Origin of the sequence: Micromonospora zingiberis (assembly GCF_004331455.1) — a bacterium.
In the GTDB taxonomy this organism is placed as follows: Bacteria; Actinomycetota; Actinomycetes; order Mycobacteriales; family Micromonosporaceae; genus Micromonospora; species Micromonospora zingiberis.
Genome location: NZ_SJJR01000001.1, coordinates 75257 through 96758 on the forward strand (window position 1 = coordinate 75257; position 21502 = coordinate 96758).

Annotated in this window: 19 protein-coding genes and 1 pseudogene; 15 read left to right on the top strand and 5 right to left on the bottom strand. The window is 72.3% G+C overall.

Going from position 1 to position 21502, the window contains the following annotated elements; all coding sequences use genetic code 11:
* Nucleotides 1-10: 10 nt before the first annotated feature.
* The 12 genes from E0H26_RS00305 (at nt 11) to E0H26_RS00360 (ending at nt 12701) form a co-directional block, all read left to right on the top strand.
* Nucleotides 11-955, top strand: coding sequence for an ABC transporter permease (locus E0H26_RS00305; RefSeq protein ID WP_131299280.1), 945 nt, complete (start codon nt 11-13; stop codon nt 953-955).
* Nucleotides 952-1845, top strand: a complete 894-nt coding sequence (locus E0H26_RS00310) for an ABC transporter permease (protein WP_131299283.1) — start codon at nt 952-954, stop codon at nt 1843-1845. Before E0H26_RS00305 ends, E0H26_RS00310 begins: the two co-directional genes overlap by 4 nt.
* Nucleotides 1842-2837, top strand: a complete 996-nt coding sequence (locus E0H26_RS00315; RefSeq protein ID WP_131299285.1) for an ABC transporter ATP-binding protein — start codon at nt 1842-1844, stop codon at nt 2835-2837. The genes E0H26_RS00310 and E0H26_RS00315 overlap by 4 nt, the downstream gene beginning before the upstream one ends.
* Before the next feature lie 41 nt (nt 2838-2878).
* Nucleotides 2879-3910 carry an ABC transporter ATP-binding protein gene (locus tag E0H26_RS00320; RefSeq protein ID WP_131299288.1) on the top strand — a complete coding sequence of 344 codons (1032 nt, stop codon included), beginning with the start codon at nt 2879-2881 and terminating at the stop codon, nt 3908-3910.
* A gap of 118 nt (nt 3911-4028) precedes the next feature.
* Nucleotides 4029-4475 (top strand): RrF2 family transcriptional regulator, encoded by a 447-nt coding sequence (locus tag E0H26_RS00325; protein ID WP_131300441.1) that lies wholly within the window; start codon nt 4029-4031, stop codon nt 4473-4475.
* Between the two features lie 308 nt (nt 4476-4783).
* The gene (locus tag E0H26_RS00330; protein WP_131299291.1) at nt 4784-5803 is read left to right on the top strand and encodes a sulfate ABC transporter substrate-binding protein; all 1020 of its coding nucleotides are present in this window, start codon (nt 4784-4786) and stop codon (nt 5801-5803) included.
* Nucleotides 5800-6648, top strand: coding sequence for a sulfate ABC transporter permease subunit CysT (gene cysT, locus E0H26_RS00335; RefSeq protein WP_131299294.1), 849 nt, complete (start codon nt 5800-5802; stop codon nt 6646-6648). The genes E0H26_RS00330 and cysT overlap by 4 nt, the downstream gene beginning before the upstream one ends.
* Nucleotides 6641-7477, top strand: a complete 837-nt coding sequence (locus E0H26_RS00340; protein ID WP_131299297.1) for a sulfate ABC transporter permease — start codon at nt 6641-6643, stop codon at nt 7475-7477. The genes cysT and E0H26_RS00340 overlap by 8 nt, the downstream gene beginning before the upstream one ends.
* A complete protein-coding gene (locus E0H26_RS00345; protein ID WP_131299299.1) occupies nt 7474-8487 on the top strand; it encodes a sulfate/molybdate ABC transporter ATP-binding protein in 1014 nt (337 codons plus the stop codon). The genes E0H26_RS00340 and E0H26_RS00345 overlap by 4 nt, the downstream gene beginning before the upstream one ends.
* 134 nt (nt 8488-8621) lie before the next feature.
* A complete protein-coding gene (locus E0H26_RS00350) occupies nt 8622-10451 on the top strand; it encodes an AMP-dependent synthetase/ligase (RefSeq protein WP_165521723.1) in 1830 nt (609 codons plus the stop codon).
* 102 nt (nt 10452-10553) lie between these two features.
* A complete protein-coding gene (locus tag E0H26_RS00355; RefSeq protein WP_131299305.1) occupies nt 10554-11819 on the top strand; it encodes a hypothetical protein in 1266 nt (421 codons plus the stop codon).
* A gap of 177 nt (nt 11820-11996) precedes the next feature.
* Nucleotides 11997-12701 carry a hypothetical protein gene (locus E0H26_RS00360; RefSeq protein WP_131299308.1) on the top strand — a complete coding sequence of 235 codons (705 nt, stop codon included), beginning with the start codon at nt 11997-11999 and terminating at the stop codon, nt 12699-12701.
* A gap of 112 nt (nt 12702-12813) precedes the next feature.
* Here the strand turns inward: E0H26_RS00360 and dinB are convergent, their stop codons facing one another.
* From dinB to E0H26_RS00375, 3 genes are all read right to left on the bottom strand, one after another.
* A complete protein-coding gene (gene dinB, locus E0H26_RS00365; RefSeq protein ID WP_131299311.1) occupies nt 12814-14001 on the bottom strand; it encodes a DNA polymerase IV in 1188 nt (395 codons plus the stop codon).
* A 23-nt stretch (nt 14002-14024) separates the two neighbouring features.
* Entirely contained in the window at nt 14025-14837 is an 813-nt protein-coding gene (locus tag E0H26_RS00370; protein WP_131299315.1) for an inositol monophosphatase family protein, read from the bottom strand.
* A 142-nt stretch (nt 14838-14979) separates the two neighbouring features.
* Complete coding sequence (locus E0H26_RS00375) at nt 14980-16557, bottom strand: FMN-binding glutamate synthase family protein (protein WP_131299318.1); 1578 nt, start codon at nt 16555-16557, stop codon at nt 14980-14982.
* Between the two features lie 178 nt (nt 16558-16735).
* Between E0H26_RS00375 and E0H26_RS29695 the strand changes: the two are divergent.
* A pseudogene (locus E0H26_RS29695) lies at nt 16736-17447 on the top strand (membrane protein); the annotation flags it as partial.
* A 618-nt stretch (nt 17448-18065) separates the two neighbouring features.
* Nucleotides 18066-19313, top strand: a complete 1248-nt coding sequence (locus E0H26_RS00385; protein ID WP_131299324.1) for an MFS transporter — start codon at nt 18066-18068, stop codon at nt 19311-19313.
* A 245-nt stretch (nt 19314-19558) separates the two neighbouring features.
* On the opposite strand, the gene E0H26_RS00390 is transcribed toward E0H26_RS00385, so the two are convergent.
* Complete coding sequence (locus tag E0H26_RS00390; protein WP_131299327.1) at nt 19559-19978, bottom strand: YchJ family protein; 420 nt, start codon at nt 19976-19978, stop codon at nt 19559-19561.
* Nucleotides 19979-20069: 91 nt separating this feature from the next.
* Here E0H26_RS00390 and E0H26_RS00395 point away from each other — a divergent pair, with 91 nt between their 5' ends.
* On the top strand, nt 20070-20789 hold the full coding sequence (locus E0H26_RS00395; RefSeq protein ID WP_131299330.1) for an MBL fold metallo-hydrolase: 720 nt from the start codon (nt 20070-20072) through the stop codon (nt 20787-20789).
* A gap of 64 nt (nt 20790-20853) precedes the next feature.
* On the opposite strand, the gene E0H26_RS00400 is transcribed toward E0H26_RS00395, so the two are convergent.
* The gene (locus tag E0H26_RS00400) at nt 20854-21489 is read right to left on the bottom strand and encodes a histone H1 (protein WP_131299333.1); all 636 of its coding nucleotides are present in this window, start codon (nt 21487-21489) and stop codon (nt 20854-20856) included.
* Nucleotides 21490-21502 lie beyond the last annotated feature (13 nt).

Genomic DNA, 21502 nt, shown 5'->3' on the forward strand with positions numbered 1-21502 from the left:
GGGACCGCAGGTGGCCCGCTTCGTCATTCGTCGGCTGCTCCAGTCCGGCATCGTGTTGCTCGGCGTGACCCTCGTGGTGTTCCTGCTGCTCCAACTGGTCCCGGGTGATCCGGTCCGGGTCGCCCTCGGCACCCGGTTCGACCCGCAGACCTACGAGGCGCTGCGCGCCCGTGCCGGGCTGGACCAGCCGCTGGTGGTGCAGTACTTCGACTATCTGCGGCGGGCGCTGACCGGCGACCTCGGGGTGAGCTTCCGCAGCGGACGGCCGGTCACCTCCATCGTGTTGGAGCGGCTGCCCGCGACGCTGTCGCTGGCGCTCACCGCGGTGTTGTTCGCGCTGCTGATCGCCCTGCCGTTGGGCATCCTCTCGGCCATGCGCAGCGGGTCGTTCGTCGACCACGCGGCGCGGGTGTTCAGCCAGTTCGGTGTCTCGGTGCCCGACTTCTGGATGGGCATCATGGGTATCCTGCTCTTCGCCGGGGTGCTCGGCTGGCTGCCGCCGTCGGGTTACGTGGCGCTCACCGAGGACCCGGCCCGATGGGCGTCCCACGTCGCCCTGCCGGCGGCGACCGTGGGCCTGGTCACCGCCTCGATCCTGACCCGGTTCATCCGCTCGTCGATGTTGGAGGTGCTGTCGGAGGACTACGTCCGCACCGCCGAGGCCAAGGGGCTGCGTACCCGCGTGGTGGTGCTGCGGCACGTGCTGCGCAACGCGCTGATCCCGGTCGTCACCGTGGTCGCGGTGCAGGTGGCCAGCCTGCTCGGCGGGGTGATCGTGATCGAGGTGCTGTTCGCCTGGCCCGGCATCGGCCGGCTTACCTACGACGCGGTCCAGGCCCGTGACTACCCGGTGCTGCAGGGCGCGGTGCTGCTGGTCGCCGCCCTGTTCCTGCTGGTCAACCTCCTGGTGGACATCCTCTACGCCCGCCTCGACCCACGGATCACGGTCAGATGAGCGAGCAGACCGTCGGCAGGAGCGAGGGGTCGCTGCGGCGTGCCCTGTCGGCGCTGCGCCACGACCCGCTGGCCCTGACCGGCAGTGCGGTCCTGGTGCTGCTGGTCGTGGTGGGTGTGGCCGGGTCGTGGCTGGCGCCGTACGGCGTAAACGACGTGGACGTCGACCGGATGCTCCAGCCACCCAGCGGGGCGCATCCCTTCGGGACCGACGAACTCGGCCGCGACGTGCTCAGCCGGGTCATGGTCGCGGCCCGGGTCTCCCTCCAGGTCGGCCTGGTCAGCGTCGGCATCGCCCTGGTCGTCGGCGTGACCCTCGGACTGTTCGCCGGCTACTACCGGGGCTGGCTCGACAACGTGCTCATGCGCTGCATGGACGTGTTGTTCGCGTTCCCGGTGCTGCTGCTCGCGGTGGCGATCGTGGCGGTGCTCGGGCCGGGCCTGCTCACCGCGATGATCGCGATCGGGGTGGTCTACACGCCGATCTTCGCCCGGGTCACCCGAGCCGGCGTGCTCTCGGTACGCGAGCAGGTCTTCGTCCGGGCGGCGGTCTCCATCGGCGCCTCCGACCTGCGGATCATGCGCCGGCACGTGTTGCCGAACATCGCGGCGCCGCTGATCGTGCAGACCTCGCTGTCGCTGGCCTTCGCCATCCTGTCCGAGGCGGCCCTGTCCTTCCTCGGGCTCGGCGTGCAGCCACCGGCGCCGGCCTGGGGGCGGATGCTGTTCGACGGTCGTGGCTTCGTCACCGACGCGTGGTGGCTGGGTGTGTTCCCCGGCGCCGCGATCTTCCTCACCGTCCTGGCGTTCAACCTGGTCGGCGACGCGCTGCGGGACGTGCTCGACCCCCGCCAACTCACCGTCAACGAGGCCAGGAGGAGCACCGGATGAGCGATGCTGCCGTACTGGCCGTAACGGACCTCACCGTCACCATCGGCACCCGGCGGGGCCCGGCTCGGGCGGTGGCCGGGGTCGACTGGTCGGTCCGGGCGGGGGAGACCCTCGCCCTGGTCGGCGAGTCGGGCAGCGGCAAGAGCATGAGCGTGCTCGCCGCCACCGGCCTGGCACCCCGCGCCGCCCGGGTGACCGGTCAGGTACGACTGCTGGGCACCGATTTCACCGCGTCGTCGCCGGATCGGCGGCGGCGGATGCGCGGCCGGCACGTCGGTTTCGTCTTCCAGGACCCGATGACCTCGCTCAATCCCGTGTTGACCGTGGGCCGGCAGGTCGCCGAGGCGGGTGAGGAGCACCTCGGGCTGACCCGGCGTGCCGCCCGGGCCCGCGCCGTCGAACTGCTCGACCTCGTCGGCATCCCGTCGGCGGCGCAACGGGTGGACGCCTACCCGCACCAGTTCTCCGGCGGCATGCGCCAGCGGGTGGTGATCGCCATGGCGTTGGCCTGTGAACCCGATCTGCTGATCGCCGACGAGCCGACGACCGCGCTCGACGTCACCACCCAGGCGCAGATCGTGGAGTTGGTCGCCGACCTGCAACGCCGACTCGGCACCGCGGTCGTCTGGATCACCCACGATCTGGGCGTGGTCGCCGGCATCGCGGACACGGTGGCGGTGATGTACGCGGGACGAATCCTCGAACAGGGGCCGGTCGACGCGGTGTTCGGCCAGCCGGCGCACCCGTACACGACGGCACTGCTCGCCGCCCGACCAGATCCGGCGGCCGGCGGTGGCGACCTGGTCACGATCGCGGGGGCGCCGCCGAGCCCGTTGGCGCTGCCCGCCGGCTGCGCCTTCTGGCCCCGCTGCCCGGTCCGGGGCGATGCCCGGTGTGAGCACGAACTGCCACCGTTGCGCCCGGTCTCCACCCGCCACCACGTCCGCACCTTCTACCCCCAGCACGCCGACGGGAGGGCCGGGCATGAGTGAACGGCAGCGAGCGAATCCCCGGCTCGGCGCGGAGGGCCGGCATGAGTGAGCATGAGCGACCGGACCGTCAGCCAGGTGACTCCCCGCCCGCCGGCGAGGTGGTGGCCGAGCTTGACGAGTTGTGCGTGTGGTTTCCGACGCCGGCCGGGGTGGTCCGGGCGGTGGACGGTGTGTCGTTGCGGGTGCGGCGGGGGGAGACGTTGGGGCTGGTGGGGGAGTCGGGCAGCGGCAAGTCCACCACCGGTCTGGCGCTGCTCCGACTGGTCGATCCCACCTCCGGCACGGTTCGGGTGGCCGGGCAGGAGGTGACCGGCTGGTCGCGGCGTCGGCTGCGTGCCCTGCGTCGCCGGGTCGCCATGGTGTTCCAGGATCCGCAGGCGTCGCTGGATCCGCGTCTCACCGTCGGGTCCAGCATCGCCGAGCCGTTGATCGTGCACCGGCTCACCGGCGGTACGGCCGCGCGCCGTCGACGCGTCGAGGAGTTGCTCGACATGGTCGGTCTGCGTCGTGATCTCGCCGACCGGCATCCGCACGAGTTGTCCGGCGGCCAGCGGCAGCGGGTGGGTATCGCTCGTGCGCTGGCCGGCGAGCCGGATCTGATCGTCCTCGACGAGCCGATCGCCTCGCTCGACCTCAGTGTGCAGGCGCAGATCATGAACCTGCTCCGGGGTCTGCAACGGGACCTGCGGTTGACCTATGTGTTCATCGCCCACGATCTCGCCGCCGTCGAGCACATGAGTGACCGGATGGCGGTGATGTATCTGGGCCGGATCGTCGAGAGTGGCACGCCGGCGCAGGTCTGGCGGCAGCCCGCGCATCCGTACACGGCGGCGCTGTTGTCGGCGATTCCGGTGGCGGATCCGCAGGTGGAGCGGCAGCGCCGCCGGATCATCCTCAGTGGTGACATACCGAGCCCGGTGGATCCGCCGACGGGTTGCCGGTTCCGGACCCGCTGCCCCCAGGCCCGGCCCGAGTGTGCCGCCACCGATCCGGTCCTCGCCGAGGTGGCCGCCGGACACCGGGCGGCGTGCCTGTTCGCCGGGGATGCGGTGCGGGCGATGCGGGCGTCCTGACGGCGTCAGCGCCGGGCCCGGGCCGCCGCCGATTCGCCGGCATGTCTTGACGTACGATCCGAGTTTGCCCATTATCCCTATATGTTTGATGGAGTATGTGGAGCATCGGGGTGTGCTCGTGTACGTCTCCGCGCGATCTGACTACGCGGTGCGGGCCATGCTGGCGGTGGCGCAACGTCATCCGGAGGTGGTGAAGGCGGCGGCGCTGGCGGCGAGCCAGGACATCCCGTACTCCTTCCTTCAGGGCATCCTGCTGGACCTGCGGCGTGCCGGCCTGCTGCACAGCCTGCGTGGTGCCGACGGGGGGTACGCGCTGACCCGGGCACCCGAGCAGATCACCGTGGGGGACGTGCTGCGGGCCACCGGCGGGGCGCTGACCACGGTCCGTGGGGCGCCGGCCGAGGTGGCGACGTACCACGGCGTGGCCGCCGGGCTGGGGGAGGTGTGGCTGTCGGTGCACCGGGCGATCGAGGGGGTGGTCGACCAGGCCAGCCTGGCCGACCTGCTCGCGCCGGGTGGCCCGGCCGGTCGCGGCGCCGCCGGTCGTCCGCCGCGCGTGGCCTGACGGTGTGCCGTCGACAACCGATCGGGCCATCGCGTGGGACCGCGCGCATTAAGGCTTGAAAACCTGTCGAGTTAGTGGGATATTCGGTGCGCGGTCGGGGCGACTGATCGACGCTGCCGCGCCGGCACGGGCCGAGCGTGACGGCGGATCGTCGCCGTCGAGGTGCGGCCTGCCGGGCATCGGAGCCCGGTCCGCGACCGCGACCCACCCCCTGTTTCTTCGCTGGCAACTCAAATCGGGCAAATTCCCTATCTAATCGGTCGGATTTATATAGTGCGGGCGCGCACTGGATGGAGGACACGACTGCGATGAGGCACCGGATCAGAACGGCCATCGCTCTCGCCATGGTCACCGGCCTGGCCCTGTCTGGCTGCGGCGGCGGCACCGCCGCGAGCGACTCCAGCACGTTGAACATCGTCGGTTTCGCGGTGCCCGAGGCGGCGAACAAGGCCATCGCCGCGGAGTGGACCAAGACCGAGGCGGGCAAGGGGGTGCGCTTCAAGACCTCGTACGGCGCCTCCGGCGACCAGAGCCGCGCGGTGGTCTCCGGCCTGAAGGCCGACTACGTGCACTTCTCCGTGAGCAGCGACGTGACCCGCCTGGTCGACGCCGGCCTGGTCGACGAGGGCTGGGACGACGGCTCGAACAAGGGGATCGTGTCGTCCTCGGTGGTGGTCCTGGCGGTACGCAAGGGCAACCCCAAGAACATCCAGGGTTGGGACGACCTGATCAAGCCCGGCATCGGCATCGTCACCCCCAACCCCGCCTCCTCGGGTGCCGCCCGCTGGAACGCCCTCGCCGCCTGGGGACACATCTCCGCCAACGGCGGCACCGACGCCCAGGCCGAGGAGTACCTCACCAAGCTCTTCGCCAACGTGGTGTCGCTGCCCAACAGCGGCCGGGACGCCACCACCACCTTCCTCGGTGGCACCGGCGACGTGCTGCTCGCCTACGAGAACGAGACCATCCTGGCCCGGCAGAACGGCGAGGAACTCGACTGGGTCCTGCCCGCCACCACCATCCTGATCCAGAACCCGGGCGCGATCCTCAAGGACGCCGACCCGAAGGCGAAGCAGTGGCTGGACTTCGTGCTCGGCCCGCAGGGGCAGCGGCAGTTCGCCCTGACCGGCTTCCGTCCGATCATCGACGGGGTCGACACCAGCGGCATCGAGGGCGCGCTCGACCCGAGCAACCCGTTCCCGGCGCCGCAGAAGCTGCTCACCGTCGACCAGGACTTCGAGAGCTGGTCGGCGCTGTCGAAGAAGTTCTTCGATGAGAACGAGGGCATCGTCACCAAGGTCATCGGGGCCTCTGGGAAGGCGAAGTGACCTCGGCCACCCTTGCTCCGGACCGGCCGGCGGGCAACCGCCGGTCGGTGCGGGGCGGCCTGCCGCTGACCCGGGTGTCCGGGCTGGGCCTCGGTGTGGCGATGGTGTGGTTCAGCCTGCTCGTGCTGATCCCGCTGGCCGCCGTCGCGGTGACGGCCGCCGGCGGCGGATGGGACGGCTTCTGGCGGACGGTGACCAACGAGCAGACCGCCGCCACCATCCGGCTGACCGTGGGCACCGCGCTGCTCGTCACCCTGGTCAACATCGTGATGGGCACCCTGATCGCCTGGGTCCTGGTGCGCGACAACTTCTTCGGCAAGCGGGCGTTGGAGATCCTCATCGACGTACCGTTCGCGTTGCCGACGATCGTCGCCGGCCTGGTGCTGCTGTCGCTGTACGGGCCGGGCAGCCCGCTCGGGGTGAACATCGCCAACACCCGGATCGCGGTGTTCCTCGCCTTCCTCTTCGTCACGCTGCCGTTCATCGTGCGGACCGTGCAGCCGGTGCTGGCCGAACTCGACCCGGAGGTGGAGGAGGCCGCCGCGTCGTTGGGGGCCAGCCGGTACACCACCTTCCGGCGGATCGTCCTGCCGAGCCTCACCCCGGCCATCGCGGCCGGCGCCGCGTTGTCGTTCGCCCGCGCGGTCGGCGAGTACGGCTCCCTGGTCCTGCTCACCGGCAACCTGCCGATGCGTACCGAGGTGGCCTCCGTACGCATCCTCAGCAGCATCGAGAACGACAACCTCGACAGCGCGGCGGCCGTCGCGGTGGTGCTGCTGGCCATCTCGTTGGCCGTCATCGTCGTACTCGACGTCATCCAGCGGAGGGTGATGCGCCGTGGCTGAACATCTGATCGCCGCCCGCACCCAGGTCGGCCGTCGTCCCGGGCGGTACGTGCTGCGGATCGTGGTCACCGCGTACCTGTTCTTCCTGGTGGCGTGGCCGCTGTACCTCGTCGGCCGGAACGCCTTCGCCGACGGCCTGACCAGTCTGAACGACATCCTCACCGATCCCGACGTGACCCACGCGCTGCGGCTGTCCGTGGTGATCGCGGTGGCCGCTGTCGTGATCAACACGGTGTTCGGCGTCGGCATCTCGATCCTGCTGGTCCGCTACGACTTCCCCGGCAAGCGGACCCTCAACGCCCTGCTCGACATGCCGCTGTCGGTCTCGCCCATCGTCGTCGGCCTCGCCCTGGTCCTGGTCTACGGCGGTCGGGAGGGCTGGTTCGGTCCGACGCTCGAATCGGCCGGCCTACAGATCATCTTCGCGGTGCCGGGCATGGTGCTGGCCACCGTGTTCGTGGCGTTGCCGCTGGTCATCCGGGAGGTCGTACCGGTCCTTCAGGAGGTCGGCGACGAGCAGGAGCAGGCCGCCCGCAGCCTCGGCGCCAACGCCGTGCAGACGTTCCGCCGGATCACCCTTCCGGCGATCAAGTGGGGCGTCATCTACGGCGTCGTGCTCAGCCTGGCCCGCTCCCTCGGCGAGTTCGGCGCGGTCAAGGTGGTCTCCGGCAACGTGCTCGGCGAGACCCGTACGGCCACCCTCGTCGTCGAGGAGAAGTACCTGAACTTCGATAAGGGCGGCTCGTACGCGACCGCGTTCCTGCTGGCCCTCGTCGCCGTCGCCTGCATCATCGTCGTGTCCGTCCTCAGGCCGAAGGAAGACCGTTGAGCATCGAAATTGTCAACGTCGGCAAGCGTTTCGGCGACTTCGTCGCGCTGGACGACGTGTCGGTGAGTATCCCGTCCGGCCGGCTCACGGCCCTGCTCGGTCCCTCCGGCGGCGGCAAGTCCACGCTGCTGCGGATCATCGCGGGCCTGGAGCGCGCCGACACCGGGAAGGTGGAGATCGAGGGGGTGGACGCCACCCGCCTGCCACCGCAGAAGCGCAACGTCGGTTTCGTGTTCCAGCACTACGCCGCCTTCAAACACCTGACCGTACGCCGTAACGTCGCGTTCGGTCTGGAGATCCGCAAGCGCCCCAAGGACGAGGTCCGAAGCCGGGTCGACGAACTGCTCGCGCTGGTGCACCTGGAACAGTTCGCCGAGCGGCTGCCCGCGCAGCTGTCCGGTGGGCAGCGCCAGCGGATGGCGTTGGCCCGGGCGCTGGCCGTCGAGCCGACCGTACTGCTGCTGGACGAGCCGTTCGGCGCCCTGGACGCCAAGGTCCGCAAGGAGTTGCGGGACTGGCTGCGCCGGCTGCACGACGAGGTGCACGTCACCACCGTCTTCGTCACCCACGACCAGGAGGAGGCGCTGGAGGTGGCCGACGAGATCGTGGTGATCAACGAGGGTCGAGTGGAGCAGATCGGCTCGCCCGACGACCTGTACGACCAGCCGGCCAACGAGTTCGTCATGCGCTTCCTCGGCCCTGTCACCCAGCTCGGTGACCAGCTGGTGCGCCCGCACGACCTGCGACTCTCCACCGACCTGACCGGCACCACCGGCGCTGCCGCGCGGGTCACCCGGGTGACCCGGATCGGCTTCGAGATCCGGGTGGACGTCGCCACGACCGGCGGTCAGCCGGTGACGGTGACGCTCACCCGTAACGAGTTCCTCGCCCTGGGCATCGAGGTCGACTCCGACGTCCGCGTCTCGCTCACCCCCGGCAGCCCCACCACCACCGTGAGCGCCCCCACCCAACCTCCCACCAAGGCCCCCGCCCTGACCCCCACCCCCTGACCCTTCCCCCCGAACCCCCGCCCAACCCCGCCGCTCGGCTTGGTCGAGGTTGCGGGGTTTCGGGGGTTTGCGGGCAGTTGGGGAGGGATTATTGGGGTCAAGTGGGGACGGGGACGCGATGGTGGGTGGCGGGTGTGCGGGAGACAGCGGTTGAGCCGGTTGTCCGTGGCGAGGACGGCAGTCTGGCCGAGCAGGTGTGGCGCAACGCGGCGGAAGATCCGGACGCGGTGCAGTTCATCCGCCCGGACCCGGACCCCCGGTCCTGGCCGGTGCGGCGGTCCGGCCGCGGTGGCGCCCTGCCGGTGACCTGCCGACAGTTCCGCGACGACGTGCTCGCGTTGGCCCGTGGTTTCCTCGCCGCCGGGCTGGCCAACGGCGACCGGGTCGGGTTGCTCTGCCGCACCCGCTACGAGTGGACGCTCGTCGACTACGCGCTCTGGTCGATCGGCGTGGTCACCGTACCGATCTACGACACCTCCAGCACCGACCAGATCCGGTGGATCCTCGCCGACTCCGGCGCGGTCGGTTGCGTGGTGGAGACGGCCGACCACGCCGCCACGGTCGACGGACTGCGGCCGGAACTGCCCGCGTTGCGGGAGAGCTGGCGCGTCGACAACGGCAGCCTCATCGAGCTGGCCGCCCGGGGGCGGACCGTCGACGCCGGTGCGGTCGACACCCGCCGTTACGCGGTGACCGGCGACGACCTGGCCACCATCGTCTACACCAGCGGCACCACCGGCCCGCCGAAAGGCTGCATGCTGACCCATCGCAACATCTCCGCCGACATCGGCAACGCGACCGTGGTGCTGCCGCAGCTGCTGCATCCCGGGGCGTCGACGGTGCTGTTCCTGCCGCTGGCGCACGCCTTCGCCCGGCTGATCCAGGTCGGCATGGTGTGCAACCGGGCCACGCTGGTGCACAGCGCCGACGTCTCCGGGGTGCTCGACCAACTGCGCCGGTTCCGGCCCACGTTCATTCTGGCCGTACCGCGGATGTTCGAGAAGATGCACGACCAGGCGCGGCGCACCGCCGAGGACACCCACCGGGGCGTGCTGTTCGCCCTCGGCGAGCGGACGGCACTGCGGTACAGCCAGGCCCTGGACCGGCCGGGCGGACCGGGCCCGTTGCTGCGCCTGGCGCACCTGCTGTTCGACCTGGCCGTGTACCGCCGGCTGCGCGCCGCGCTCGGCGGCCGGTGCCGGATGGCCATCGTGGGTGGGGCGCCGCTGGGGGAGCGGCTCGCCCATTTCTTCCGGGGCGTGGGCATCACGGTGCTGGAGGGGTACGGCTTGACCGAGACCTCCCCGGCGTTGACGGCGAACCTGCCCACGGCGATGCGGATCGGTACGGTCGGCCGTCCCCTGCCCGGCGTGCGGATCCGCATCGCCGACAACGGGGAGGTCCTCGCTCGTGGACAGGTGGTCTTCCCCGGCTACTGGAACAACCCGGACGCCACCCGCGAGGCGCTGACCGACGACGGCTGGTTCCGCACCGGCGATCTTGGTCGGCTCGACGACGACGGTTACCTGCGGATCACCGGCCGGACGAAGGAGATCATGGTCACCGCGGCGGGCAAGAACCTGGCACCGGCGCCGATCGAGGAACGCATCCGAGCACATCCCCTGGTCAGTCAGGTGATGCTCGTCGCCGACGGGCGCCCGTACGCCGCCGCGCTGGTCACCGTCGATCCGCAGGCCTGGCAGCGGTGGCGCAACCAGCACGGGCATCCCGGCGCCTCGCTGGCCAAGCTCCGCGACGACCCACAGCTGCGGGCCGAGATCCAGGACGCGGTCGACCAGGCCAACCGGACCGTGTCGCACGCCGAGCAGGTGAAGACGTTCCGGATCCTGCCCCGCGACCTCACCGAGGCCGACGGGGAACTCACCCCCACCCTCAAAATCAAACGGGAGGCGGTGCAGGACCACTTCGCCGACGACGTGGCCGTCCTGTTCCGCGGGCACTGAGCTGGGAGCTTCCCGCCCCGACACGCCGAACGCTCTGCGGTCGAACCGTTGCGGCACGTTAAGGTGCGTTCGCATCTGGTGACTCGTGGCATGGAGAATTCGGTGACGCGTCGACGGCGAGGGTGGCCGAGCCGTACCCTGCTGCGGCTCGGATTCCTGGCCGTCCTGGCCGGCTGCGCCTGGGGGGCGCACGAGATCGCGGCGGTCGACGTCGCCCACGCCGCCGAGTCGCCGAAGGCGACCACGTCGGACACACCGATCGACCAGTTGGCCGACCTGGTCCGTGACATCGTCGTCCCGCTGGCCCGCGTGGCACCCCTCGGAGACCGCAGCGGCGACGCCCTCCGCCCACCGGCGGCCACACACCCGCCACACGATCCGCCAGCCCCGGTGCCGCCACGCGAGCCCGAGGCGCAGACACCGCCGCCGCACCAGCCACCGGCACCGCCGCACCAGCCTGATCCGCCGGCCCAGCCACCGGCGGCGGCTCCGCCGCACCGGTCTGAGCCGCACGTGCCGCCGCAGCAGCCGCAACTGCCGCCGCAGCAGCCGCCAGGGCAGACGCCGCCGCGCGAGCCCGAGGCGCAGACGCCGGATGAGCGGCCGGCGCAGGAGACGGGGACGCCATCGCGCCGCGACGGCGCGCGGCCGGTCGAGCCGACCCCGCCGCCCGCCGTCGGCAAGGGCACCCGGTCGGATCCGGTCGGAGCGCTGCCGGCACTGCTCGCCCCGATCGTGACCGGACTCGACTCCATCGTGGCCGGGCTCGACCCAGTTCTGACCGGGCTCGACCCGATCCTGGCTGGGCTCGACCCGCTCCTTCGGGACCTCGCTCCGATCCTCGGCCCGCTCGAACCGGTGCTCGACATCCTGGATCCGATCGTCGCCCTGCCACGGCCACCCGCGCCCGGTCCGGCCGTGCCCGAGCCCGACCCGGCACCGAATCCGGTGCTGCCGCCGGAGGCACCGACGCCGCCGGGCGAGACGCCGCCATGCTGTCCGCCGCCGTCCGCCGAGCCGGACGCGCCCGACGGGCCCGCTGACCTTGCCGAGGCCGCTCCGGAGTTCACCGACCACGTCGGGGTCCGGTTTGTTCACCAGGTTGCGGCGCGTTGGCTCGCCGGTGGGGCGAAGGCCGCCCGTGGAGATTCCTCAGACCAGCGCTCCGAGTACGCCGTGACGCAGGCACCAGTGTCTCCGGGGCCGGCGACGAGCCGGGTCGACCCGACGCCGACCTCGCACCACAGCGCCGCCGAGTCGGGTCCGACGGCGTGGGCGCCGCCACCGGCGCGCAGCCAGTTGACCCGTCCCGCGCGGGCCCGACGGCGGCTGTCCCGATCGCCACGTCCCCGGAGCAGGCCGGCCTGACCGGCGGAGTCGACGCGACGCGCCGTGCCGCCGCAACCGTGACGGTCGGCCAGCGCACCACCTGACGGCTGCGATCGCGGCCGTGCGTCACCGGTCCGCCCGCCGCCCGCGTACGTGCGCGCGACGCCGGACCAGCGCCCCCGCGCCACTCGGACTTTCGCCTCACCAGGAGTTCCCATGCACCTTTCCCCGCCGGTCAACCGCGCCCGATGGCGCGACATCGACTGGATCGTCGACCTCGTGACCGCCACCGTCGCCCCCACCACACTCGGGGCCTGGCTCGTGCCCGACCAGCGGCGGCGTCCCGCCGTGCTGGCCGCCGCCGCCCGCATCTGGATCGAACACGCGCTACTGTTCGGCGACGCGTTCCTGCTCAAGGACGGGGCGGCGGCGACCGTCTGGTTCCACCGCTACCGTCCGACCCCACCACCGCCCCGCTACGAGGAGCGCATCGAGGACGCCTGCGGCGAGCACGTCGTACGCTTCCGCCGGCTGGAGCAGGTCCTCGCCGCGCGACGACCGCAGGAGGCCCACAACCACCTGGCGATCCTCGCGGCACCGCCGGACGCCGACCGGGCCGCCCAGGCCGCAGCGGTGCTCACCGGCAGCCACCGGCTGATGGACACCCTCGGCCTGCCGATGTACGCCGAGACACACAACGACGCCGACCGTCGCCTCTACCGTCGCCTCGGCTATCGGGAGCGACACCGGGTGTCACGGCCGGACGGTGCGCTCCTCGACGTCCTCTGGCGACCTGCGCCGTCGTTGGGCGTCCGCACCGTCGCGTACCCGCAACCAGCGGCCCGGCGCACCGCCCGAGGTGGCGGAGACCGGCTGGCTCTGGTGGCGGATCGGAGCGCCGACACGTCGTCCGGTCGCTGAGCTGACCGGGCCAAGCTCACCGGGCCGCTGGTGAGCAGCGGACCTCTCCGGTGCGGGTGGGCTCTGAGCGGTCCACCCGCACCACCTGAGGTGTTCGTCACCGAGGGCCGGCTCAGTCGGGCAACAGGGGCATCTCCGGGCCGGTGTCGTGGCCGAGCAGCACCGCACGGGTCAGGGCGGTGGAGCCGAAGCGCTCGCGGACCGCGTCGACGGCGGCGTCCAGGTCGGCGGAGGGGTCGGGGTGCCAGGGCAGCGTGAGTTGGACGTGCCCGTCGCCCAGATTGCCGACCGCGACACCGATCAGCGTGACGCCGCGCCGCTCGATCTCGGGCTGCGCCGTCCGCAGCAGTGCGCGGGCGGCGCCGAGCACGGTGCCGGTGTCGGCGGTCGCCTTGGCCAGCGTGCGGGAGCGGGTGGCCCGGGTGTAGTCGGCGAAGCGCAGTCGCAGGGTGATGGTCCGCCCGGTTCGGGCGGCTGACCGTAGTCGCCGGGTGACCCGGTCGACCAGGCCCGCGAGGATCGCCTCCAACTCGGCCGAGGACTGCCCCGATCGCCCCAGAGCGTGTTGCGCGCCCATCGAGCCCCGGCGTCGACCCATCTGCACCGGGCGCGGGTCATGGTTGTGCGCCAGCGCGTGCAGGTGCCGCCCGGCGCCGCCACCGAGCAGGGAGACCAGCGTCGCCTCGCCGAGGCGGGCCACCTCACCGACGGTACGGATCCGATGCTGGCGGAGCTTCCCGGCGGTGACCGGCCCGACTCCCCACAGTCGCTCGACCGGCAGCGGGTGCAGGAAAGCCAGTTCCCCGGCCGGCGGCACGACCAGCAGGCCGTCCGGCTTGGCCACTCCACTGGCCACCTTGGCGAGGAACTTCGTCCGGGCCACCCCGACCGTGATCGGCAGTCCGACCTGGTGCCGGATGGCCTGGCGTAACTCGGCGGCGATGTCGGCCGGTGGCCCGACCAGGCGGCGCAGGCCGCCGACGTCGAGGAACGCCTCGTCGATGGAGAGTCCTTCGACCAGGGGTGTGGTCTGCCGGAAGATCTCGAAGACCGCCCGGCTGGCCGCATTGTAGGCCGCCATCCGGGGCGGTACGACGACCGCCTCCGGGCACAGCCGGCGCGCCTGCCCGCCTCCCATGCCACTGCGTACGCCCCGGGCCTTGGCCTGGTAACTGGCGGCCAGCACCACGCCACCGCCGACGATCACCGCACGGCCCCGCAGCCGTGGGTCGTCACGTTGCTCGACCGAGGCGTAGAACGCGTCCAGGTCGGCATGCAGGATGGTGGCCTCGCCCAACACCCGGCCATCCTCGCACAGGTGTACTAAAAGCGGGTGTGACCTGCCGCGAACTGTCGCGCGACGAGACCGGACAGGGCCTCGTGGGTCTCCTCGTCGGCCGCCACGAGCAGGCCGCCCACGCCGGTGCGCGGCGGTTGCCCGGCCAGCCCGGTGACCACGCAGCCGGCGGCCCGGCACAGGGCCAGGCCGGCGGCGAAGTGGACGCTGTCGCCCACCGGGCCGTCGGTGACGTACCCGGCGCGCCGGCCGGCGGCCACCCAGGCCACGGCCAGCGTGGTCGACACCACCCGGGGCCGGAAACGCGCCACGAAGTCCGGCTCGGCGAGCAGCCGGACCGCCCGGAACACCGGCGCGTTGGGATGGGGCGGATCGAGGTTGACCTCGACCAGCCCGGAGGCGGCCGACGGCTCCATCGGCTCGTCGCGTCCGTCGCGGCGTACCCGGGCCTGGTTGCCGTCGGTCCAGAACACCTCGGCCGCGAACGGGTCCGCGCAGGCGGCGACGGTCGGCGTCCCGTCCACGCGCAGGGCGACGTTCACCGAGGCGAGCATCGTACGTGCGGCGTAGTTCAGCGTCCCGCACAGCGGATCGACCAGCCAGGTACGGCCGTTGTCGCCGGCACCGGTACGCCCGCTCTCCTCGGCCAGCACCTGGTCGCCGGGGCGGACCTCCCGGAGCACCCTGAGGATGGCCTGTTCCGCCTCGATGTCGGCGACGGTGGCGAAGTCACCGGCCGCCTTCGCCGTACGGGCCAGTGTCGTCCCGTAGCGGGCAAGGACCACCGCCGCGCCGCGCTGGGCGGCGGTGACGGCCAACTCCGCGTCGCTCAGCGCCATCGGATGCCGCCGCCGCTGCCCGACCGGGCGAGCCCGCCGGGGCGACCGGGCCGCTGAGGGCGGCGGTGTCGACGACGACCAAGGCGAGTGGGTGTCACCCCGCCAGCATGGCACCCCACGGCCGGCCCGCTGGGGTGCGAGGTCAGCGCCGAGCGGTCGGCGACGGGGTGGCGCTGCCACCCTGCGGTGCCTCAAGGGACATCAGGTCCACGATGGCCGCCCGGTCGGCCGCCGACGGCAGTCCCCACCCCGGGCGGTAGCCGTACACCTCGCGAAGTGGGGTGGAGGTGGTTCGGCCGCCGAGGATCTCGACGGCGTCGGCGTCGATCAGCCCTGGATGTTCGACGCCGCACGCCTCGGCGACCTTCATCAGGTCCCGCCGCAGGGTCTTCACGTAGTGCGCGGCCCGGACCGCCTTCGACCTCGGGTCGAGGCCACGGGCCAGCCAGGCGTTCTGGGTGGCCACACCGGTCGGGCAGGTGTCGGCGTGGCACTTCTGAGCCTGGATGCACCCGATCGCCAGCATCGCCTCCCGGCCGACGGCCACCAGGTCGCAGCCGAGCGCGAAGGCGACCGTCGCGTTGTCGGGCAGGCCCAGCTTGCCGGAGCCGACGAAGACCACCTGCTCGTGCAGATCACGTTCGGCGAAGGTCGAGTAGACCCGGCTGAAGCCCTGTTGGAACGGCAGCGACACCGAGTCGCTGAAGATCAGTGGCGCGGCGCCGGTGCCACCCTCGCCGCCGTCGACGGTGACGAAGTCGACGCCGCGACCGGTGTCGCGCATCAGGTCGGTCAGTTCGGTCCAGAAGTCGAGATCACCGACGGCGGACTTGATGCCGACCGGCAGGCCGGTCTCGGCGGCCAGCAGTTCCACCCAGTCGAGCAGGCTGTCGCAGTCGGAGAACTCGGCGTGCCGCGACGGGCTCACGCAGTCCCGGCCGACCGGGATGCCCCGGGTCGCGGCGATCTCCGCCGACACCTTCGCCGCCGGTAGCAGGCCGCCGAGGCTGGGCTTGGCGCCCTGGCTGAGTTTGATCTCCAGCGCCCGCACCGGCGCCTCGGCCACCAGGTCCTTCAGGCGGGCCAGGTCGAAACGGCCCCGATCGTCGCGGCAACCGAAGTACGCGGTGCCGAGCTGGAAGACCAACTCACCGCCGTGCCGGTGGTACGGCGACAGCCCACCCTCGCCGGTGTTGTGCAGGCAACCGGCGAGCGCCGCGCCACGGTTCAACGCCTCGACCGCCGGCCCGGACAGCGAGCCGAAGCTCATCCCCGAGATGGTCACCACCGATTCCGGCCGGAACGCACGGGCCCGTCCCCGGGGCGCGCCGAGCACCTTCGCGCACGGCAACCGCACCTCGTGCCCGACGGTCGGCGCGGACGGTGGCACCGCCCGACCGAACGTACGGTGCTTGATGATGGGGTAGCCGGGGGTGAACTCGATGTCGTTGTCGGTGCCGAACCCGAAGTAGTTGTTCTGCTGCTTGGCCGAGGCGTACACCCACCGCCGCTGGTCGCGGGTAAATGGTCGTTCCTCGTCGTTGCCGGCCACGATGTACTGCCGCAGCTCCGGCCCGACCGATTCCAGCAGGTAGCGGACCCGGCCGAGGAGCGGGAAGTTGCGCAGCAGCGCGTGTTCGCGTTGCAGCAGATCCCGGGCGGCGAGTGCGGCGACGGCGGCGACGGCGGCGGCGGGTACGGCGTGACGGGCCCATCTCATCTCGCCACACTTTCCGCCGCCGTGCCTGGCCAAACGTGCCGTCAGCGGGTGTCGTCCCGCCCGTGGCCCAGCTTCGGGCCCGCCGGGCCCGGTACGGCTCGGCCGGTGGCGTTTCCTCCGTGGGCCAGCCGGGTAGGTCGGGCCGGACGAACCATCCGTCCCTGTGGAGGACCATCCGATGCGAGACAATTTCGGTGACGCGGTGGGGGAGACCCTCCGTTCGATACTTCTTTTCCTGCCCAGAGCCGTCGCCTTCGTGGCGATCCTGGTGGCCGGTTGGCTGATCGCCAAGGCGGTCCTGAAGATCGTGGACCGGCTGCTGGAGCGCGTCGGCTTCGACCGCGCCGTCGAGCGCGGCGGCATCCGTCGGGCCCTGGCCCACTCCCGGTACGACGCCAGCGACATCGTCGCCCGGCTGGCCTACTACGGCGTCCTGCTGCTCACCCTCTACCTGGCGTTCGGTATCTGGGGGCCGAACCCGATCTCGGACCTGATCGCCGGCGTCATCGCCTGGCTGCCGCGCGCCTTCGTCGCGATCGTCATCGTGGTCGTCGCGGCGGCGATCGCCAGCGCGGTGAAGGACATCATCTCCGGGGCACTCGGCGGCCTGTCGTACGGCCGGCTGCTGGCCACCATCGCCTCGGCGTTCATCCTCGGTCTCGGCATCATCGCCGCGCTCAACCAGGTGGGGGTCGCCACCGCGGTGACCACTCCGGTGCTGATCGCCGTGCTGGCCACCGTCGGCGGCATCCTGGTCGTCGGTGTCGGTGGCGGACTGGTCCGGCCCATGCAGAGCCGTTGGGAGTCCTGGCTGTCCCGCGCCGAGCAGGAGTCGCGGACCATCACCGAGCACGCCCGGGCCTACTCCGCCGGCCGCCGCGACGCCGAGCAGCGCCGCGCCGAGCAGCGCCGCGCCGAGCAGCGCCGCGCCGAGCAGCGCCGCGCCGAGCAGCGCTTCGCCGAGCCGGCCGGCCCCGCTGCCACCACCGAGCCGAGCTTTGCCGCACCGGCCGGCACCGAGCCGAGCTTTGCCGCACCGGCCCCCGCCGAGCCGAGCTTCAGCGCGGCGGCCCCCGCCGCGACCACCTCGGCCGCGCCGCTGCACACCGGGCCGGCAGGCGTCTCCGGGTACGACGATCCGGAGGCCACCCAGGTGGTCAACGCCCCCGGCATCGACAGCGACCCGACGACCCCGCTGCCGCGCCAGGACGACCCGGAGGCCACCCAGATCACCGCACCGGCACCCGAGGTGCCGGCGCAGCGCGGCTCCGACGACAGCGACTCGACGATGATCCTGCCGAGGACCGACGAACCCCGCCGCTGACACCCGCGCGGTGACGGGGTCCGGGCGGTCCCGTCACCGCGCGAAATGCGGGCAGCGTCGCGCCCCGCCGCCCGCTACCATCGCCGCCATGAACTGGCGACATTGATGCCCCACCCGAGGCCGTGGGCCGCCTGCGGTCGCCGTAGCACCGGCGTCCGTCAACCCGTCCCACCCGGAAGGCCTCATGATTCCCACCCCCGCAGGTGGCCGCCGCCTGGCGTCCACCCTCTACGCGTACGCGTTCCTCACCGACCTGGTCCTGCTCTACCCGGTGTACGCCCTGCTGTTCGCCGACAGTGGCCTGTCGGTCGGGCAGATCTCCTCGCTGTTCGTGATCTGGTCGGTGGCCAGCATCGCCCTGGAGGTGCCCTCCGGCGCCTGGGCCGACGCCACCTCGCGGCGCCTGATGCTCTGCCTCGCGCCGCTGTGCACCGCCGCCGGCTTTGCCCTCTGGACGCTCGTGCCGACCTATCCGGCGTTCGCCATCGGGTTCGTGCTCTGGGGAGCCGGCGGTGCACTCGCCTCTGGTGCGCTCGAAGCACTGGTCTTCGACGAACTCGACCATCTCGGCGTCGCCCACCGCTACGCCCGCACCATCGGCCGGGCCCGCACCGCCGGCACCATCGGCGTACTCGGGTCGATCCTGCTGGCCGGGCCGGTACTCGGGCTCGGCGGTTATCCCGCGATCGGCCTGGCCAGTGTCGCGGCGTGCCTGCTCGCCGCCGCCGTCGCCGCCCGCTTCCCCGAACACCGCCGGCCCGCCGGCACGGTCAGCGAAGCACCGGACCCGGCCGCCGACGAGCCCAACTGGTGGCAGGGCCTGCGCAGTGGGGTCGCCGAGGCCCGGCGGGACCGCCGGGTACGCGCCGGCGTGCTGCTGGTCGCGGTGGTGACCGCGACCTGGGGCGCACTGGAGGAGTACACCCCCCTGCTGGCCCGGGACACCGGCGTCGCCCTGACCACGGTGCCGCTGCTGCTCCTGCTCCTCGCGATCGGGCAGGTGGCCGGTGGCCTGCTCGCACCGGTCGGCGAGCGGCTGCACACCCGGGGGTACGCCCTCCTGCTGGTCGGTTCGGCACTGGCCCTGGCCGGTGGCGCGTTGTTGCGGCATCCGGCCGGCTTCCTGCTGCTCGCCGGGGCGTTCTGCGGTTTCCAACTCGCCTCGGTCCTGGCCGACGCACGGTTGCAGGCCAGGATCACCGGCACGGAACGGGCCACCGTCACCTCGCTGGCCGGAATGTCGACCGAGCTGATCACCATCGCCGTCTACATCGGGTACGGCGTGGTGGCCACCGCTACCGGCAACGAGGTGGCCTTCGCCGTCGCCGCCCTGCCGTACCTGCTGATCGCGGTGCTGATGCTGGGCGGGGGCCGACCGCATCCGACGCGAGCGGTGACCGACCCCGTGCCACCCGCCCGGAGCGTCGCGTGATCCCCGCTCGGCCGCCGGGGGCCGGCGTGACGAGCGTGGCGGCCTGGGCGCCGCCACCGGCGTGCCGGCCCGAAGCGTCGCGTGGCCGGAGGGCGGCGTGACGAGCGTGGCGCCCTGGGCGGTGACCGGCGTCCGGCCCGGGCGTGGTGACCGTCAGCGGTCTGGGCCGTGACCGGCGTGCCGGCTTGGGTGGTGGCGTGGCGTGCTGCGGTCTGACCGGCGTGCGGGTAGCAGGCGGGCGGTCGTCAGGGCTGGTCGACGTCCAGGTAGACCCATCGGCCGTCGGCGCGGACGAAGCGGCTGCGCTCGGTCATCGTGCCGGTCTGGGTGCCCTCGCGGTAGTGGGCGCGGAACTCGACGGTGCCCGTGCTGTCGAACAGCCCACCCTGCTCGGTGGCGACGACCTCAAGCCCGGTCCACCGCTGGCCCGGATCGAGCGGCAGCCGCGCCGGCCGGGTGCTGGTGTGCCAAGTGCGCAGCAGGTAGTCCGAGTCACCGACGGCGAAGGCGGCGTACCGGGAACGCATCAGCGCCTCGGCCGTCGGCGCCTGCGCCGCACCGCTGTGCAGCCGCCCGCAACAGTCCGGGTACGGCAGGCCCCGCCCGCACGGGCAGGCCCCGATCGGGTCGACCCGCGCCGACCCTCTGCTGTCTTGTCTGGCCATCCCGCCATCCTCGCCGCGCGCATCTGGGCCGGACACGCCGGGGTACCCCGTCACCCAGGGCATCGGGAGCGATGGATGGTAAGTTGCGCCGATGGCGCGGTCACCCGTAATCGCCCTCGCTCCCGGCGTCTGGCGCATCCCCACCGTCGGCCGGGCCTTCATCAACTCGTACGCCCTGGAAAGTGACGACGGCAGCGTCACCCTGGTGGACTGCGGGGTGAAGCGGGCACCGGCCCGGATCGTGCGAGGGCTCGCCGCGATCGGCAAACGCCCCGCCGACGTCACCCGGATCGTGCTCACCCATGCCCACCCCGATCATGTCGGTGGGGCGGCCGAGGTGGCCCGCCGTACCGGCGCCACGCTCGCCCTGCACGCCGCCGACGTGCCGTACGCCGAGGCGGGCGAGTCGCCGCCGCGCGACCCGACGATCCGTGGTGCCCGGTTGTTTACCCGGCTGGCCTCGGGGCGTTTCCCCGCCTTCGAGGTGGCCCAGCCGCTGGCCGACGGGGACCTGCTCGACGACGTCGGCGGCGGGCTGCGCGTACTGCACACCCCGGGTCACTCACCGGGGCACGTCTCGCTGCTGCACGAACCGACCCGGGTGCTGATCACCGGCGACGCGTTGTTCAACGTGTCCGGCGTCCGGTGGCCGGTGAAGCTGTTCTGCACCGACTTCGAGATGACCCAACTCACCGCCCACGTGCTCGGTGAACTGGAGTACGACGTGGCCGCCTTCACCCACGGCCCGGAGATCACCGACCGGGCCCGGGAACGGGTGCGGGAATTCCTCACGCGACTGTCCCGCGAGTAGGACGGCAGAACCACCGATCACGCCCCGGACCGGGCCCGCGCCTCCCCGACGAACGCCGGGGCGCTCACCGCGATCCGGTACGCGCACCCCGCCGGCTGCCGAACGACTCCATCGTCGTCGCCTTCTTCGCCGGTGTGGTGCTGGCCGCCCGGGACCGTGACGCCGCTGCCTGCGAGGCCGTCGTCTTGCGCGTCGCCGTCTTCCTCGTGGTCGTCTTCTGCGCCGGCGCCGTCGAGCCGGCGGCCTTACCGACCGGGGCCCGCTTCGCCGCCGTACGCGTGGTTCCGGGAGTCTTCTTGGCCGCCGTCTTCGTGGCTCCGGGCGCCTTCTTCGCGGCCGTACGCGTCGCTCCGGGCGCCTTCCTCGCGGCTGTACGCGTCGCTCCGGACGCCTTCGCCACCGCCGCCGCCTTCTTGACCGCCGGCGCCGTCTTCGCGGCGTTTCCCGTCTTCGGGGTGGTGGTCTTCTTCGCCGCCGTCGCCTTCGCGGTGGGCCGACGGGTCGGCGTGGCCGTGGCGGAGACGGCCTTCTTGCGGGCGGCGCGCGGGGACGTCGCTGTGGGCCTACCGCCCGGCGACTTCGCGGCCGTGGCCCCGGTGGCCCGTTTCGACGCCGTGGCCACCTTCTTCGCCGCCACCTTGCGCGGCGCCGGAGCCTTGCGTGCTCCGGTGTGCTTCCTGGCTCGTCCTGCGTCCGCCATCCGTCGCTCCTCG

Bases quoted from the DNA above. Each gene is read 5' to 3' on its own strand.
- E0H26_RS00330 (WP_131299291.1), top strand. From the start codon at position 4,784: ATGAGGCACCGGATCAGAACGGCCATCGCTCTCGCCATGGTCACCGGC.
- E0H26_RS00360 (WP_131299308.1), top strand. From the start codon at position 11,997: ATGCACCTTTCCCCGCCGGTCAACCGCGCCCGATGGCGCGACATCGAC.
- E0H26_RS00395 (WP_131299330.1), top strand. From the start codon at position 20,070: ATGGCGCGGTCACCCGTAATCGCCCTCGCTCCCGGCGTCTGGCGCATC.
- E0H26_RS00385 (WP_131299324.1), top strand. From the start codon at position 18,066: ATGATTCCCACCCCCGCAGGTGGCCGCCGCCTGGCGTCCACCCTCTAC.
- E0H26_RS00370 (WP_131299315.1), bottom strand. From the start codon at position 14,837: ATGGCGCTGAGCGACGCGGAGTTGGCCGTCACCGCCGCCCAGCGCGGC.
- E0H26_RS00375 (WP_131299318.1), bottom strand. From the start codon at position 16,557: ATGAGATGGGCCCGTCACGCCGTACCCGCCGCCGCCGTCGCCGCCGTC.
- E0H26_RS00400 (WP_131299333.1), bottom strand. From the start codon at position 21,489: ATGGCGGACGCAGGACGAGCCAGGAAGCACACCGGAGCACGCAAGGCT.
- E0H26_RS00390 (WP_131299327.1), bottom strand. From the start codon at position 19,978: ATGGCCAGACAAGACAGCAGAGGGTCGGCGCGGGTCGACCCGATCGGG.
- E0H26_RS00310 (WP_131299283.1), top strand. From the start codon at position 952: ATGAGCGAGCAGACCGTCGGCAGGAGCGAGGGGTCGCTGCGGCGTGCC.
- E0H26_RS00320 (WP_131299288.1), top strand. From the start codon at position 2,879: ATGAGTGAGCATGAGCGACCGGACCGTCAGCCAGGTGACTCCCCGCCC.
- E0H26_RS00315 (WP_131299285.1), top strand. From the start codon at position 1,842: ATGAGCGATGCTGCCGTACTGGCCGTAACGGACCTCACCGTCACCATC.